The 13,475-nt window shown below is 50.6% G+C and carries 13 protein-coding genes and 1 pseudogene; 11 read left to right on the forward strand and 3 right to left on the reverse strand.

Translation table 11 applies throughout. The features are described from left to right. Positions 1–276: 276 nt before the first annotated feature. Entirely contained in the window at positions 277–405 is a 129-nt protein-coding gene (locus KTT_RS37485) for a hypothetical protein (RefSeq protein ID WP_268904556.1), read from the forward strand. Between the two features lie 36 nt (positions 406–441). Then, positions 442–1,086 carry an HAD family hydrolase gene (locus tag KTT_RS32035; protein ID WP_160146284.1) on the forward strand — a complete coding sequence of 215 codons (645 nt, stop codon included), beginning with the start codon at positions 442–444 and terminating at the stop codon, positions 1,084–1,086. Positions 1,087–1,217: 131 nt separating this feature from the next. Here KTT_RS32035 and KTT_RS37490 read toward each other — a convergent pair whose 3' ends face one another. From KTT_RS37490 to KTT_RS32045, 3 genes are all read right to left on the reverse strand, one after another. Continuing rightward, complete coding sequence (locus KTT_RS37490) at positions 1,218–1,349, reverse strand: hypothetical protein (RefSeq protein ID WP_268904557.1); 132 nt, start codon at positions 1,347–1,349, stop codon at positions 1,218–1,220. A gap of 167 nt (positions 1,350–1,516) precedes the next feature. Continuing rightward, positions 1,517–2,848: a tetratricopeptide repeat protein gene (locus KTT_RS32040; protein ID WP_126601726.1), complete on the reverse strand. Its 1,332-nt coding sequence runs from the start codon at positions 2,846–2,848 to the stop codon at positions 1,517–1,519. Positions 2,849–3,146: 298 nt separating this feature from the next. Further along, the gene (locus tag KTT_RS32045) at positions 3,147–3,464 is read right to left on the reverse strand and encodes a hypothetical protein (protein ID WP_126601727.1); all 318 of its coding nucleotides are present in this window, start codon (positions 3,462–3,464) and stop codon (positions 3,147–3,149) included. Positions 3,465–4,071: 607 nt separating this feature from the next. Here KTT_RS32045 and KTT_RS32050 point away from each other — a divergent pair. From KTT_RS32050 to KTT_RS32090, 9 genes and pseudogenes are all read left to right on the forward strand, one after another. Then, on the forward strand, positions 4,072–4,665 hold the full coding sequence (locus KTT_RS32050; protein WP_218031058.1) for a DUF4291 domain-containing protein: 594 nt from the start codon (positions 4,072–4,074) through the stop codon (positions 4,663–4,665). Positions 4,666–4,980: 315 nt separating this feature from the next. Then, positions 4,981–5,259 (forward strand): annotated as a pseudogene (locus tag KTT_RS32055) (transposase); the annotation flags it as partial. A 535-nt stretch (positions 5,260–5,794) separates the two neighbouring features. Further along, positions 5,795–7,591: a reverse transcriptase/maturase family protein gene (locus tag KTT_RS32060; protein ID WP_126601729.1), complete on the forward strand. Its 1,797-nt coding sequence runs from the start codon at positions 5,795–5,797 to the stop codon at positions 7,589–7,591. A 46-nt stretch (positions 7,592–7,637) separates the two neighbouring features. Next, a complete protein-coding gene (locus KTT_RS32065; RefSeq protein WP_126601730.1) occupies positions 7,638–9,083 on the forward strand; it encodes a transposase in 1,446 nt (481 codons plus the stop codon). A 134-nt stretch (positions 9,084–9,217) separates the two neighbouring features. Then, complete coding sequence (gene tnpA / locus KTT_RS32070; protein WP_126603303.1) at positions 9,218–9,613, forward strand: IS200/IS605 family transposase; 396 nt, start codon at positions 9,218–9,220, stop codon at positions 9,611–9,613. A gap of 22 nt (positions 9,614–9,635) precedes the next feature. After that, positions 9,636–10,793, forward strand: coding sequence for an RNA-guided endonuclease InsQ/TnpB family protein (locus KTT_RS32075; protein WP_126601731.1), 1,158 nt, complete (start codon positions 9,636–9,638; stop codon positions 10,791–10,793). 169 nt (positions 10,794–10,962) lie between these two features. Beyond that, positions 10,963–11,430, forward strand: coding sequence for a helix-turn-helix domain-containing protein (locus KTT_RS32080; RefSeq protein ID WP_160146286.1), 468 nt, complete (start codon positions 10,963–10,965; stop codon positions 11,428–11,430). Positions 11,431–11,485: 55 nt separating this feature from the next. Further along, complete coding sequence (locus tag KTT_RS32085; protein WP_126601733.1) at positions 11,486–11,800, forward strand: phytanoyl-CoA dioxygenase family protein; 315 nt, start codon at positions 11,486–11,488, stop codon at positions 11,798–11,800. A gap of 81 nt (positions 11,801–11,881) precedes the next feature. Then, entirely contained in the window at positions 11,882–13,447 is a 1,566-nt protein-coding gene (locus tag KTT_RS32090; RefSeq protein ID WP_126601734.1) for an ISL3 family transposase, read from the forward strand. Positions 13,448–13,475 lie beyond the last annotated feature (28 nt).

Below are 13,475 nucleotides of genomic sequence, written 5' to 3' on the forward strand. Positions count from 1 at the left end.
TCTTCAATGCAGTAGATCCATGGGCGGTCTATGCAGCAAGCGCCGATTTGACAGTCCTTGCCCTGATGCTGAGCATCGGGTTGCAATGCCTCCCACTGGAGAGGGTGGAGAAGTCCCGGTTCATCATGCCCGGTATTGCGCAGTTTCAGAAATAAGAGGTTTGAGCATGAACCGCCTGAAAAACAACACTCGTGTTGTGTTTTCGACGTTTTAAAACACGACTAACTGTTAAGCGGAACAGAGCTCTTCCCGCTTATTCCTGGAAAGGAGATAGCTATGGCATCTTTGGTTGATCAGCACGAGCAGGTCGAAAAGGGGCTTCTAGAGCTTCGCACCCCGCGTGAGGGACAATCGGCAATACTGGAAGATGCACTTGGACGAGCGGTGTTGGATACTGTATACTAAGCGTTAAATTTGTATATATAGTTATGGATGATGCATATGAAATATAAAGCCGTTCTCTTTGATTTGGATGACACGCTCTTAAAAACCGCGGTTATTAAGTGGGCTCATCATAAGGCGGTCGCGAAGCAGTTCTATAATATCGATCTGACCGACGAAGCTCTGGCAAAGCATTGGGGGATGCCATTTGAACCGATGATAGCCATTTTGTATCAAGAGGCTGATACTCCCGAAAACATGCTCAAGGCGAACGTGTCGCTGGAAGATCAATTTCTCAAAGAGGTCCAGGAAGATGGGCTTGCGATCGTCAATGCCTTATTGGATGCAGGTGTTGAAGTTGGCGTGATCACCTCCACCCTCGGCTCGAGGGCGAGAAACGATTTGATGCGCCTGGGTTTCCCCGTCGACCAGTTTTTTCTTCTGCAGGGGGCAGACGACGAACCTGTTCATAAGCCCGATCCTAAAGTCTTTGAGAAAGCACTCAAACTGCTCAGCGAAAAAAGGATCACTCGTCAAGAGGTCCTCTACATTGGCGATGCGTTGATGGATTACTATGCTTCACGAGATGCAGGTATAGGATTTATTGGGGTCACAACTGGATTTGTGGCGCAAGAACAATTTGAGCGAGAAGGAGCACATGCCTGTTCCTCTTTAGCTGAAATAGTATGTGCTCTACAAGCCTAGCAAAGGATGGTGACGAGAGAGTTGCCTACAGCAACTGTGACTACGCCTCTTTGAGAGCATACGATTGCATAGACTCCCGTACTCGATTGAGTCACTCGCTTACCAGGGCATTGAAGAGGTGTGTCTGAAACTTAGACGGTTCGTGCTTGTGACCCCTGGCGATTTGTATCGTCGTGCCCAAAAAGGTTCATGTTCAAGAAGAAGAGCAACCCACTATTGGGAATATTAAAGCGCAAGACATCATTGCTCGTGCACTCTGCCACACCCGGGTCGCTCTTTTACCTTTCAATAAAAGGCAACATCAACTGTATAGCAGTATAGATGTTTTATGTCTATCTGCGCAAGATATGCACGAAAGATGCAGTGTGTTTTTCAAATCTTGGAAAATAGGATTGCCGTCTTGTTCGTGATTAGCCTCCAGGGCAGAAGCCTATGCGAAACGTGAACTCTTGACGGGTGAGCTATCCCATAGCTGCTGGCGAAGCCCCCTGGTGTTCAATGCTGCTGGTATAGCTGCTCCGTGAGCGGTAGCAGCCGCCTTCGTCAGGGCTTGTAATTTTGGCAAATCCTCGAATGCCTCGTTTTCTACCTGAGCTTGCAGCAGTTCTGCCGCAATACTGGCTGCATCGCGTTCATCTGGCTGGGAATGTACCATCTGCCTGGTATCGGGATCAACGCTCATCTGGCTTTCCCATGGGGCATGGTTCACCTGATAGAAGAAGGTTGTAAAGTCAGCGGTTAAGGGGAAAGATTCTGTCCAACAGGTTGCATGGCTCCAGAGCACCTGCCCTGGATGATGCTGACGAAGCGAGACCAGAATTGGGCCATCCAACAGGTTCAGATCATAAGCGGCGATCAGGCCTGGCTCTGTTTGCCCCTCATTACTCCAATCCACAAGCGGAACGTGAAGTTTCAGCGCCAGTGCCCGGGCAAGAATAGTACTGCCCCGCTCAGGCAAGGCAAAGACGCGCGGGACAGAGATGCCTATTTCTTTCAATGCAGTTGCCAGGCGAAGGATACCCTCCAGGCAGAGACCTGGTGTATCTTGCACAAAGGCATAGCGTCCATTCATGCCCTCGTCAAAGCCATAAGGTGAGAGATGGAGCAAGAAGGCACCCGTTAAGATATAGTGCCAACCGCGTAGATCCTGCTGGTCCAGCGAGGAAACGCCTTTGATCGCATCGGCGCGGGCCAGCATGGTAGCAATACGCCCTGCCAGTTCCTCTCGATGCTCATCTGGTTCTTGTTGGAGCGATTCAAGCAGTCTGCGTGGAGTTTCTAGATCACGGCTCATGATCGCGTTAAAGGCCAGCAGATAACGGCTCAGATAATTATGCTGTATGACCTTGGGGCGGGCCTGGAGTAGACGACAGGCCTCTGCGTTCATGCCCATGGTCTCCAAAGCACTTGCCAGCTCGTTGAGTATGCCAGGTGAATCAGGAGCCAGGGCATGTGCTCGGGCGAGTGCCGTTGCCGCCAGGTCGTGGAGGCTTTGTTCAAACAATTGATACCCTAAATGATACAGAGCCTGTACATCTTCAGGATTACGTATAACTGCATACACAAAATTGGTAAACTCTTCGCTTGCCAGGACCGTGGAGATCTCAGCAAAGACGCTCCACGCCTCCACAAAGTCGCTTTGCGCCCAGGTTTTTCCCGAATACCTCAAAACGGGACGAACGATCCGAAACGCCTCCTGCGGGTTCCCCTGTTGCAGCGCCTGTCGCGCCTGCTGTAACCTGGCCATATCATCATTTTGCATACATATTCTCACATAAAATATTGAATGACTTCTCTATACTAGAGATTATAAACAATTTTTTGCTGCAGAACAAAATAGCAGGTAGACCAAGATTCTAGCGATTTTGGCATCTATTCAGAATGGGCACGTAGAAGATGCAAAGCAGGCCTGTTTTTGCCACCCTTGATCACGGCACTAGCAGGGCAGCAATTGCTGCTTTATCAAGCGCAAGAACGCAAGAGTCTTGCATCATTTGCATCCTCTACATGATCCTTCTGAATAGTTACTATGTTTCTATGGATGAGGTCTGTAACAACGTTTACCGTCGGGCAACGTTGTTCTTATAGTTTATTGGCTGAGATGGCGATGGGCAGTTAAAGAGCGAGTGGCATGATTGCAAAGAGTCGTGAATGTACGATGAGACGTAATACCCCCAGCACAGCATCACGGCCAGAGAGAGTGCGCAGGATAAGAGCGCACAGAGCTTTGCTAATTCAGTATGGTGGAACGTTGCATTGCTTCCATCGTGGTTGAAGTGATGGAGCAGGGCTAGAGCACCAAAGATACACGCACCGATTATCGCGATCAGGTCTGCAATCGTCAGGACAATGGCACCAGTCTCAAGAAAACTCGTCATCGTTGCTTTTCCATTTCCCGTTGCTACTTCTCAGTAGTAGTATGATATGGAACCCGTAAACATTCTATTGGGTTGCTATTTAAGTATGTAAATATAAAAGATGTTTCTTTTCTCGACAGACAGAAGTTTTCATGTCTATCGGTATGGTTTTGCATAGTGTTCCGATGGGAGAACGGGGAAGGGAGGTCATGTCGTCGCGAATACAACTTTTGCAGGCATCAAAAATAGTCATATGGTCGTCCTTGCCATAGTATCAATACATCGTTCAATTGTATCCTTTGTGCATTTATTCGTCAATAGAGCAAAAGAAAGAAGGAAGCGCGATCATAGAACAGAGCGTATTCATAAAATCTTTGCGACTTGACAGGAATAATCTTCCTCGCCTACAACAAAGAAGACTTCGGAACTAGCTTGCAATACATGATTATATAAGATTTTATTTAGAGGAAACGATCCGGGAGAGGATACTGTAAGCTATCAATAAGCCGTTGAGCGAGCGTGTCTTTGTCTTCTTTCTGCCTATGAGAGCCCCTATGAGTAGGCTAGAATTGGTTCACATGAGGTTATAATAACGTTGGATGGAGGCATTAAGAGTAGACTGAGTAATGTGGAAATACATACCAATGAAATTCGTGCTGAGTATGATAGCAAGTCGATCACGCTCTACCAGGCCTATGCGAAGGCCATCGCTTTGCCGGCGATACAGCACAATCGCTTTGTGCCCCCGTTTTCGATGCAGCGCATGACCTGGATCAAGCCCTCTTTTTTATGGCTCATGGAGCGCAGCAACTGGGGACGCAAATCTGGCCAGGAAATGATTCTGGCCATTCGCATGACACGGCAGGGATGGGAGGAGGCGCTCTCTCAGGCTGTATTGACCACGTATGATCCATCGGTCTACCGCAGTTATGATGAGTGGGCCACGCAATTTGAGCAGGCACGGGTCCATGTGCAATGGGATCCCGAACGCACGCTTCGGGGCAAAAGTCTTCCTATCAACAGCATTCAAGTTGGTCTGAGCCGCCAGATTATTGAACAGTATGTCAATGAGTGGACCATGGAGATTCGTGACGCAACCCCACTGGTGCGAAAGATCTATGCACTATTGCAAGCGGGCAAGGAAGCGAAAGCGAAGACCTTTCTATTTGTAAAATGCCATTTGCGCTATCTTGCCATGTTTACTGTAGAAAAGTTAGAATAAATACACTGACATATCACCATTTTTTTTGCCGTTAACGCTCTGGCTGCTATAGGCCTTGAAGCTTCTACTCTATTAGCAGCCTGGATGCCAGTTCAAAAGTCCAGCTATTGACTATGATGAGCTTCTCAGGTGGAGCTCAGCCAATGTAGGTTGGTGGAGTTTACACAAAGCGAGCGAGAAAGCCTTCGTCATTCATGACTCTGTTGGGAAATTTTGTTCAGACAACTCGTCAAGGAAGAGCAAAGATGGTAAGGTGAGAAAAAATCCCTCCTTGACAGGAATGGAGTGAAAGACGAGAAGCAAAGGAGCATGCTCATGTCCATGAAACCGAGACGGCTAGATGAGGTTCCAGAAACAACGAGCCGGATCGCCCATCGAGCATTCCCCAAAGGGACGCTCGCGATGGTCTTACGAGACGAACTGGCAAGCATCTATACAGATGCGACCTTTGCTCATCTGTTCCCCAAGCGTGGACGGAATGCAGAAACTCCCTGGCGTTTGGCCGTGGTGACAGTGTTACAAGCCATTGAGCGCCTCACCGATCGTCAAGCTGCAGAAGCAGTGCGGGCGCGCATTGATTGGAAATACGCCTTGTTGCGCCGTGTGGCGCATGGTGATATCCCTGGTGCAGCCAGGAAGAATGAGAAGGGAGATTCTTGAGTCATCCAACTTACCTGGACCTGAAAAGGAAAGGGGACAAGAGCATGTTGGAAACGCAGAAAACATTCGAAGACGCTTAGGGTGCTGTTCTGCAAGGCTCGCGTGATATGGCAAGAGCTACACTGCTCAAATGCAAATCTCCATGTGGTGTCATATTTCACCCATCGGTCATAGCGTCTATTACCGATGCCATATGATGCAGTAATTACTTAGGGCGATTACTGCACCCTTCTTCATATTGGGGACCAGCTAATGAAGTTGGCAAAGGGGATGAATTGCGTGCCTACGTCACGCTCGGACGTATCACCATGACGTACCACGGGATGGCCTACGAGCTGCGAGGCTTAGGGTCACAGAGTCTTCATACTACTCGTGGGAGTCACGACCCACCAGGGCGGTTGGGAAAGCCAGCCACAGGGGGAAGGAAGACAGGAAATGTGGAGTTCCAACACGAAACGAGGTATGCGTAATGCAGGAGGCCAGGGTTTACTTGGAACTCGTTCGAGAACGTGGGAAAAAGCGATTACCATTGACCCGCGTGTATCGACAATTGTTCAATCGTGAATGGTACCTGATTGCTTACGGCAAAATCTATCGGAACAAAGGAGCCATGACCCAGGGGGTCACAACGGAAACCGTTGATAGCATGTCCCTGGCGAAAATTGATGCGATCATCAACGCATTACGTCAGGAACGGTATCAATGGAAACCGGTGCGACGGGTTGTCATTCCAAAGCGGAACAGCACGAAGACGCGCGCTCTGGGTCTTCCAACGTGGTCAGATAAGCTGTTACAAGAAGTTATTCGCCTCATACTTGAGGCATACTTCGAACCAACTTTTTCTGAACACTCCCACGGTTTTCGGCCCGGACGAGGTTGCCATACGGCTCTCAAGGACATTTACGACCATTGGGCTGGAGTAACCTGGACCATTGAGGGAGATATTGCTGCCTGCTTCGACAACTTGTCGCACGACTTGTTGCTCGATACCCTGGCAAAATATATTCATGATGGTCGCTTTCTTCAACTCATCCGCAGTTTGCTGAAAGCAGGATATCTAGAAAACTGGAAATGGAACCGCACATTAAGCGGTGCACCGCAAGGCTCAATTCTTGGTCCAATACTTTCCAATATCGTGCTCAGCCATCTGGATACCTTTGTCGAAGACACGCTCATCCCAGCATACACCAGGGGAGAACGCCGCAAGGCCAACCCCATCTACACTCGCCTCAGCAGTACCATCCGTCGAAAGCGGCAGCAGGGAAAGCAAGAAGAAACGAAAAGCCTGGAACAACAGCGGCGCTCTCTTCCTTCGATCGATCCCTACGATCCCGATTACCGACGGCTCCGGTATTGTCGCTATGCAGACGACTTTTGCCTGGGAATCATCGGGCCAAAGGAAGATGCCAAGGAAATCAAACGCCAACTGGGAATGTTCCTGCGTGAGTCTCTCAAACTGGACCTCTCAGAAACCAAAACGCTTATTACCCATATGCGCACGGAAAAGGCGAAATTCCTTGGGTATGAAATCTCGACCTTTCAGCGCAACGATGCGCATGAGCAAGCGTACTACAAGCGACGTGTGCTCAACGGGAAGATAGAACTCTCTCTTCCTGCGGCAGTAATCCAAGCCAAATGCCAGCGGTACATGACCCATAACAAGCCAATCCATCGCACGGAGATGCTCAATGACTCGGTCTTTTCGATCATCGTGCATTACCAGGGGGTGTATCGGGGCGTCGTGGAGTATTACCGCCTGGCTCACAATGTCTATGGATTAAACAAGCTGAAGTGGATCATGGAGCAATCCCTGGTCAAAACACTGGCAGCCAAACTCAAAATCTCAGTGCATCAAGTCTACGAACGCTTCCGAGCCACCCTGATGACCGATGGGAAAGTCTACAAAGGACTGCAAACGGTCATCCAGCGGGAAGGGAAAGACCCCCTCATTGCCCAATGGGGTGGTATTCCTCTGCAACGCCGTATGGAGGCGGTTCTCAATGATGATCCCTACCTTTATTGGAATGGGCGAACGGAAATCGTTCAACGACTGCTTGCGGAGACATGTGAACTCTGTGACTCGCATACGCAGATCGAAGTCCACCATATCCGAGCTCTGAAGGATCTTGAACGCTATGGTCGGCCTGAAAAGCCAGCGTGGGTCAAAACGATGGCGGCACGTCATCGAAAAACACTGGTTGTCTGCCAATCCTGCCACAAAGCTATTCATGCCGGGAAACCGCTGACATCTCATCGCCTCGAATGAACATTACCAGAGAGCCGGATGAATCGAAAGGTTCCCGTCCGGTTCGGTGGGGGGCCGATGGAAAAGTGCTCCGCTCTTTGCGGAGGAACTCGCCAGCGGCCTACCCTGTAGTTTACCTTTAGACGACGAAGGGTTCGATTTTACCATTTTATGCGATTTTCGCCAACGGCTCATCGACGCCCATGCCGAGTCTCTGGTGCTCGAACCCATCTTGACAGTCAGCCGGCAACGGGGCTGGCTCAAAGCCGGCGGCAAACAACGGACGGATTCAAGCGCAGTACTCGCTGCGGTGCGAACGCTCAACAGCCTGGAAAGTGTTGGTGAGAGTATGCGGGCCGCGCTCAATGACCTGGCGAAGCAGAACCCGGAGTGGTTGCTTTTGCATATGGCCCCCGACTGGTTCGATCGTTCTGTTCACCGTTTTGAGATGACACGCTTTCCCAAGCAGGAGAGCAAACAACAGGCCCTACGCAAACAGGTAGGAGAGGATGTGGCACGGCTTTTCGATGGTCTCCAACGGCAAGAAACGCCCGCAGCTCTGGGCCAATTGCCCTCTGTCATCCGTCTCCGACAGGTCTTTGATCAGCATTACGAGCGTAGCCAGACTGGAGTGCGATGGCGTGATGGGCCTGCGGTCACGAACGAGGACCGGATCGTTTCGCCCTACGATGAACAAGCACGCTCGGCTCGCAAACGAGAACTCATCTGGTTAGGGTACAAGATCCATCTGACAGAGACCTGTGATCAAGATCCGCACATGCCCCATCTGATTGTCCAGGTTCACACGGTCCCGGCGACGACTCCTGATAGCATGGCAGTGGAACCGATCCTGCAGGACCTGCGTGAACGCGAGGTGGCCCCTTCGGCCCTGTTCGTGGAGCAAGGCTACACCAGTGCCACCTCTCTTGTCGAGCAAGCCAAACAAGGAACCGAGATGATGGGTCCGCTCCAGGAGTCAACCAGTTGGCAAGCGCAAGCTGGAGAGGGGTATGGGCTGTACGACTTTGAAGTGGATTGGCACCAGCAACGGGTCCGTTGTCCTCAAGGCCATCTGAGCCAGCGATGGGCTTCGTTTCGTGACCGACACGGCACAGACAAGATTGAGGTTCGTCTTCCTCCCCAATGCTGTCAGGCGTGCATGGCACGAGAACACTGCACAACCGGGGCCAAGGGGCGTATTCTCAAACTTCTGCCTCAAGAAGCCTATGAGGCATTAGAGCAGCGTCGAAAAGAGCAAGACACATCTGCTTTCCAAGAGGAATACGCCCTGCGTGCTGGTGTTGAAGGAACCATTTCACAAGCAGCGCGTCGGACCAGAATGCGACGGAGTCCTTATCGCGGGGAGCGAAAGACGCATCTGCACCATGTACAGATTGCGGCTGGGATCAATGTGGTACGCATCATCGCGCATCTTCAAGCACAAATGCAAGGGACACTTTCGCGTCCCGAGCGCCAAACTACGCCCTTTGCTCGTCTCAGGGAGGTGGCTTGACTGTGATGTTCCGATGTCTGCACAAAATTTCCCAACAGAGTCATTCATGCGGGGGATGAATCGCCGTTCCTTGTTTGGGGCTGGTGCGCAGTGGCATGTTGACAGAGCATGTCGTGTCAACTATACTAGTCTACATGAGCGATGCGTATATCCATGAACAACATGCGGTCCACCACATATTGTACCACATCATTTTTTGCCCGAAACGACGACGCAAGGTGTTGGTAGGTCCGGTGCATGATCGGTTAAAAGAGGAGATTGAACACGTGGTAGAGGAAAACCAGTGGCACATTGTCCGGCTGGCGATTCAACCCGATCACGTCCATCTCTTCATTCAGACCAACCCTTATACTACGCCCACCGATGTGGCACGGATCATCAAAGGTCGCTCATCCAACCATCTGCGCAAGCAATTTGAGCACCTGAGACGGATGCCGTCATTGTGGACCCGTTCGACATTCTATTCAACTGCTGGGCATGTGAGTCAGGAGATTATTGACGCCTATATTGCCCGCCAATCAAGGTCCTAGCAGGAAGGGAGGACACGAGGCTATGCTCATCTACGAATACAAACTTGATGGCACAAAGGCACAATACGCTGCCATTGAAGATGCAATCAGGATCACGCAATTCATCCGTAACACGTGTATCCGGCAGTGGATGGACGGCCGTGGTGTCGGTCGCAATGATTTGCAAGCCTCGTGTTCCCCCCTTGCTCAGGAATTTCCTTTTGCCAGCAAGCTCAATTCGATGGCACGGCAAGCCGCAGCGGATCGGGCGTGGTCTGCGATTTCCCGCTTCTATGACAACTGCAAACAGAAGAAATCAGGGAAGAAAGGCTACCCCCGTTTTCAGCATGACAATCGTTCAGTGGAATACAAAACCTCTGGGTGGAAATTGAACGCAGACGGCAGACACATCACCTTCACCGATGGCTGTGGGATTGGATGCTTGCGTCTGGTGGGCACGCGAGCCATTGAAACCTTTCCAGTCAAACAGATCAAGCGGGTTCGCCTCATTCGGCGTGCAGACGGCTACTTCTGTCAGTTTGCCATGCAGATAGATCGGGTCGTCGAACATGAGATGACAGGAGCGATCACCGGCATTGACGTGGGACTCAAAGCCTACTACACCGATGCCAATGGCACTACTGTGGAAAATCCCCGCCACTATCGCAAAGCCGAGAAACGTCTCAAGCGGTTGCAGCGCCGTCTCTCCAAGACAACCAAGGGCGGCAAGAACCGTTTGAAGGCCAGAAAGACGTTGGCAAAAGCACACCTGAAAGTCCAGAGGCAGCGCGAAGATTTCGCTCGCAAAGAGGCGAACGCGCTTGTGACATCTCACGATCTCATTGCCTTTGAAGACTTGAAGATAGCGAATCTCGTGCGCAATCACCACCTGGCTAAGTCGATCAATGATGCATCTTGGGGCCGCTTCTTGGCCTGGGTGCAATACTATGGGGCGTTGCACACCATCCCCGTGATCAAGGTCGCACCACATTTCACCAGCCAGAACTGTAGCGGCTGTGGCACGCTCGTCAAGAAAAGCTTGAGCGTGCGTACCCACGTCTGTCCCAAGTGCGGACTGCTCATAGACCGCGATGAGAATGCCGCTCGTAATATTCTGGCAAAAGCGTTGGCAGAACGAGAACAACGTGAACAGGACCGTACCGTAGGGCATACGGGAACGGATGCGCCGTTGAGTGCATGAAACGCTTCTGGACATTGGGCCTCTACTTGCTGGTAGCAATATCCGTGAGCAAGTTCGATGGATGAAGGAAGAATCCCCGCGTCTTTAGACCGGGGAGTGTCAATATCAACTTGGTATGAGTCGTGTGATAGCCGACCAGGATGGTACCGCGAGAGCTACTTTTCATGGGATGTTTAGTGAATTGCAAAACAAGCAATCTCATGCCTTAGAAATGGTACAGAGTCTTTTCCTTCGCCTGCTCGTCTCTTTGATTCGGATGTATGGCTGTGCTACGCGAATTGTTGAAGATCCATCGCAGCATCGTTCTACAATGCTGAGCCTGATCTTACGGCAAGCTCTTGATTATGTGCATGCTGACAGCGGAAATTTGCACACAATAGATGAGCTCGCATTATTGGTTCATACCAGTCGTTCACATCTGATGCGGGAATTTAAACGTTCAATGGGAGTTCCGCTGGGACAATATATGCGTTCGCTTTGCCTTGAGAGAGCGCGGCTCTGCTTAATTGAGACCAATGATCCTATCTCGGTGATTGCGGAGCGCCTGTCTTTCTCCTCCATTCATACCTTTAGCATCTTTTTTAAGCGCCACATGGGCGTGTCCCCACAGGAATATCGGAGACGATTTTGCAAGTGAAAGAGATAAATGTTTAAAAATATGCCTCTCATAGATAAAGACTCTCCCTCTTTTTTTGGCTATGCTTAGAACAGCACAAGTTCATGATTTTTTAGGTGAGGTTCGCTGCTGGAGGATCTGCGATGCAATTAAAGCAGATGAAATGGAACTGTTGCCGACCGATGAAGATGTAGCTTTCTATCAAACACACGGCTACTATAAATCTAAGAAAATTTTTACCAATGAGGAATTGGATGCTTGTGTCGCTGGAAGTGAGCGTTATTATCGAGGAGAGCGCGATTTTGCTTTGCCCAGAGAAGTGAGTGGTTGGCGTCCTGAGCATGGCAATATCTTACGCAAAAATGAGGCTCTTCCGCACTTTGCGTGCTGAGTTTGCAACCTATCTTCGTAGAAAATGATAGGGGAAATGTTTTTTCCCGACAAATCATCTGCGAGGGGCTTCTTCTGACAAATGCTTCCCTTTTCATTCGCTGGCTTTGAGATCCAGCATATTGCGAGCAGAGAAAATCTGCTGACGATTACAGCTCGTGCACTCACATCAACATCAGCTTGCCCGTCCTGTTCTCAACCTTCAACTCATGTTCATAGTTACTACACCCGTTCACCCCAGGATTTGCCGATCAGTGGTCGATCAGTCCAGCTCATGCTACAGGTGCGCCGTTTTCGCTGCCCGAATCCGCAGTGTTCCCAGCAAACATTTGCAGAGCGTTTGCCTCAGGTCCCGGTCTCAGCACGGCAAACAAGCCGCTTAGGAGCTATTCTGGAGAGTATTGCGGTAGTCCTGAGCGGACAAGCAGGTTCACGGCTTGCCAATCAGCTGGCCATGCCAGTGAGTGCCGACACGCTTCTCAGACGAGCCAGAAAGAAGACCTCGGTGCCACCAACTCCCCGCATTCTGGGCGTGGACGATTTCGCTTTTCGGCGAGGGCATACCTACGGAACTATCCTCATCAATTTAGAGACGCACCAGCCAGTCGACTTGCTCGAAGACCGCAGTGCGGAGACCTTCGCCGAGTGGTTGAGGCAGCATCCGGGTGTGGAAATCATTAGCCGAGATCGTTCCAAAGACTATCAACGCGGAGCCACTGACGGCGCTCCATCTGCACAACAAGTCATTGATCGTTGGCATGTAGTCAAAAACCTTCGAGAAGCGGTGGAACGCTTCCTCCATCGCACGCAAATGCAACAACAAGCGCAAGCGACAAAACAGCTGCGACAAAAACGCACCAGCAGCGAACTGACTCGTCGAGAGGGATCACGGCAACGGCGCCTCACCCTCTACAACCAAGTCAAGGCGCTACGTCAGCAAGGAGGAACAATTTCAGGGATCGCCAAGCGGCTCCAGATCGGCAAGCCAAGAGTGCGCAAATTTATCGCGGCCAGGAGTTTTCCAGAATGGAGCCGTGCACAACAGACCAGGAGTGCCATTGATCCTTATCGTGGGGTTCTCAAGCAACTCTGGAATCAGGGATGTCGTTCGCCACGAAAACTTTGGCAACACCTTCAAGCCGAGCCAGGCTTTTCGGGAGGATATATGCTGGTTTATCGCTGGGTTCAACTGCAAAGAGAGGCGGATGAAGAGGCTCTCAACCAAAGCCAACACGAGAAAGGTGCAACGGCGAAAAGCATGGCCCCGCGTCATCTTTCCTGGTCCTTTCTGCGCGATCCTTCTCACTTGGAGAAGCAAGAGCAAGAGACGCTCTCGCTCATCTGCCAGGAAAAGAACACCAATCTCGTCTATGGTTTAGCTCAACGGTTTGTGAGTATGGTTAAAGAACGAAAGGCAGAACTGCTCTCCACTTGGCTTCGAGACTGCCAGATCAGCGAAGTCACCGAGTTGGTGAACTTTGCTCAGGGGTTGGAAAAGGAAGGTTCAGCTCTTCATGCTGCCCTAACCCTCTCTTACAGTAATGGACCAGTCGAGGGAAAGATCAATAAACTCAAGTATATTAAGCGTTCGATGTATGGGCGAAGCGGTTTCCCGCTCTTACGTCAAAAGGTTTTGAAATCCGCATAACTTAGCACGCAAAGTGCGGAAGAGCCAA

It is taken from the genome of Dictyobacter aurantiacus (assembly GCF_003967515.1).
In the GTDB taxonomy this organism is placed as follows: domain Bacteria; phylum Chloroflexota; class Ktedonobacteria; order Ktedonobacterales; family Ktedonobacteraceae; genus Dictyobacter; species Dictyobacter aurantiacus.

Bases quoted from the DNA above. Each gene is read 5' to 3' on its own strand.
- KTT_RS32075 (WP_126601731.1), top strand. From the start codon at position 9,636: ATGCTCATCTACGAATACAAACTTGATGGCACAAAGGCACAATACGCT.
- tnpA (WP_126603303.1), top strand. From the start codon at position 9,218: ATGAGCGATGCGTATATCCATGAACAACATGCGGTCCACCACATATTG.
- KTT_RS32090 (WP_126601734.1), top strand. From the start codon at position 11,882: ATGCTTCCCTTTTCATTCGCTGGCTTTGAGATCCAGCATATTGCGAGC.
- KTT_RS32080 (WP_160146286.1), top strand. From the start codon at position 10,963: ATGTTTAGTGAATTGCAAAACAAGCAATCTCATGCCTTAGAAATGGTA.
- KTT_RS32060 (WP_126601729.1), top strand. From the start codon at position 5,795: ATGCAGGAGGCCAGGGTTTACTTGGAACTCGTTCGAGAACGTGGGAAA.
- KTT_RS32045 (WP_126601727.1), bottom strand. From the start codon at position 3,464: ATGACGAGTTTTCTTGAGACTGGTGCCATTGTCCTGACGATTGCAGAC.
- KTT_RS37485 (WP_268904556.1), top strand. From the start codon at position 277: ATGGCATCTTTGGTTGATCAGCACGAGCAGGTCGAAAAGGGGCTTCTA.
- KTT_RS32035 (WP_160146284.1), top strand. From the start codon at position 442: ATGAAATATAAAGCCGTTCTCTTTGATTTGGATGACACGCTCTTAAAA.
- KTT_RS32040 (WP_126601726.1), bottom strand. From the start codon at position 2,848: ATGCAAAATGATGATATGGCCAGGTTACAGCAGGCGCGACAGGCGCTG.